Annotated in this window: 2 protein-coding genes; both read left to right on the top strand. The window is 44.3% G+C overall.

The features are described from left to right. Positions 1-62: 62 nt before the first annotated feature. Positions 63-1,019 carry an NAD(P)H-dependent glycerol-3-phosphate dehydrogenase gene (locus QZZ35_RS11395; protein WP_291237513.1) on the top strand — a complete coding sequence of 319 codons (957 nt, stop codon included), beginning with the start codon at positions 63-65 and terminating at the stop codon, positions 1,017-1,019. 17 nt (positions 1,020-1,036) lie between these two features. Next, positions 1,037-2,132 (top strand): hypothetical protein (locus QZZ35_RS11390; RefSeq protein ID WP_291237512.1); only part of this gene is annotated, 1,096 nt, incomplete at its 3' end.

Genomic DNA, 2,132 nt, shown 5'->3' with positions numbered 1-2,132 from the left:
ATAGGAAAGTTCGGAAAACTTTCCGTTAGGTAAGCATTCAGGGCTTCAAAGGAGAAAACGACATGAAAATTGCAGTGATTGGGTGTGGTCGATGGGGATCATTTATAACATGGTATCTGGATCACATTGGACATGATGTTACATTATATGGAAGAAAGAATTCAGCTCATATGCAGCAATTCTTAAAAGAACGTAAGAATAATCTTTTGACACTGCCGGAATCGGTTCATTTAACAACGGATCTGACAGTTGTTCAAGATGCGGAGACAATTATTATATCGATTAATTCTCAGGGATTACAGAAATTGATGGAAGAATTAGAGCAGAAAAAATTGCATGATAAAAAAATTGTTCTCTGCATGAAGGGTATTGAGATTTCAACGGGACGCAGACTTTCCCAGATTGCGGAAGATAATCTGGATGCTTCGAATCATGTGGCTGTATGGCTTGGACCGGGACATGTTCAGGAGTTTACAAAAGATATTCCGAACTGTATGGTTATTGACAGCCGACATGAAGAAACAAAGGCAGAGCTGATTGAAGCATTCTCCGGTCCTTTGATCCGTTTTTATTACGGTCAGGATTTAGTCGGTAATGAAATCGGTGCAGCGGCAAAGAATGTTATCGGTATTGCGGCAGGTATGCTGGATGGATTTCATTTATCAACACTTAAAGGGGCTCTTATGTCCAGAGGAACGCGAGAAGTGGCGCGTCTTATAAAGGCTATGGGGGGAAATGAATTGTCAGCCTATGGATTGTGCCATTTGGGAGATTATGAGGCCACTGTTTTTTCCGAATTCAGCCATAATCGTCGATTTGGAGAATTGTTTGTCCAGGGAAAACACAGTGATGATCTGGCAGAAGGCTATTACACGGTTAAAGCAATGATGGATCTTGAAAAAAAATACGGTGTGGAGCTGCCAATCTGTCGGGTCGTATATGAGGTTCTTTATGAGGAACGGGATCCGTCGGAAGCTTTAGAAGCTCTCTTTACACGGAGTTTAAAAAACGAATTTTAATGGGAGGAAGTTTTAGGATGACACGCATAAAACAATTTATGGCATTGAGTATTGCTGCGGCATTATCTATTCCAACAATGGCTTATGCAGCAGAGACGAAGACTTATACTCAGCCTATTAAAGATAGAGAACAAAAGCAGGTGGGTGACTTTTTATGTGCCCAGGATACAGAAGCATGGACACGCAGTGTTGTCTTGAATGCATCTGTTGTTCCTGTGAAAGATCAGACCCTTCCTGAGGCGGAATTTCTCTGGACAGCAGGAAATGAGACTGAAAGTGTAAAAGGGAATACATATACGGCAGAAACAAACGGAAAGTATACTGTAAAGATGCAGATGCCTCAGGAGAGCGGTTTAACGGCAGAGGATATCATTGTAGAGATAAAGAATATTGACCGGACAGCACCAAAGATTGTCACAATAAGCAGGGATATCCAGGAGTGGACCAATAAATCGGTAAATGTGACTGTAGAGTGTGTGGATTATCAGGATACACCGGTCGCAGCGCAGGAGGGTGAAAAAAAAGAAGAATCATCCGGTGCGGGGGAGAAATCCGAAACAAAGGAAACGGGAACGTCGGAACAGGAGGAACCCGGAACAGGATCGGGCCTTCACCCGGAAGGTGCTTATTCCTATGACGGAGGACAAACCTGGACAAAAGATAATGTGATCGCTGTAGCTGAGAATAAGACGCTTTCCTTTGTTGTCCGCGATGCTCTGGGTAATCAGGCGACCGAGACGATTAAAGTAGATAATATTGATAAGACGCGACCAACAGTAAGCCTGTCTATTGCTGACGGAGGTGTTTTGTATGAAGGTGAAGAAGGTCAGGTCACATTGAAGGCATCCGCATCCGACGCGGCTTCCGGGCTTGCTGAAAAACCCTATTCATGGAACGGGGGCGTGAGCTGGAGTGAATCTCCTTCTTATGTGATTACAGAGGCGGGAAACTATACAGTTCTTGTAAGAGACAGAGCAGGTAATACGGCAAGAGCAGCGCTTGAAGTCACTTATACGAAACGTCCGGAGGAATCGGAAGAGACAACCCAGCCGGAAGAAACGACTGTGCCGGAAGAATCGTCGCGTCCGGAAGAAACGACCGTGCCGGAAAATC

Source organism: Frisingicoccus sp. (assembly GCA_016298055.1).
Lineage (GTDB): Bacteria > Bacillota > Clostridia > Lachnospirales > Lachnospiraceae > Frisingicoccus.
The sequence above is the reverse complement of the archived record's forward strand: the minus strand, read 5'-3'. Positions and strand labels throughout refer to the sequence as shown.

Coding starts and splice junctions, on each gene's coding strand:
- QZZ35_RS11395 (WP_291237513.1), top strand. CDS start 63: ATGAAAATTGCAGTGATTGGGTGTGGTCGATGGGGATCATTTATAACA.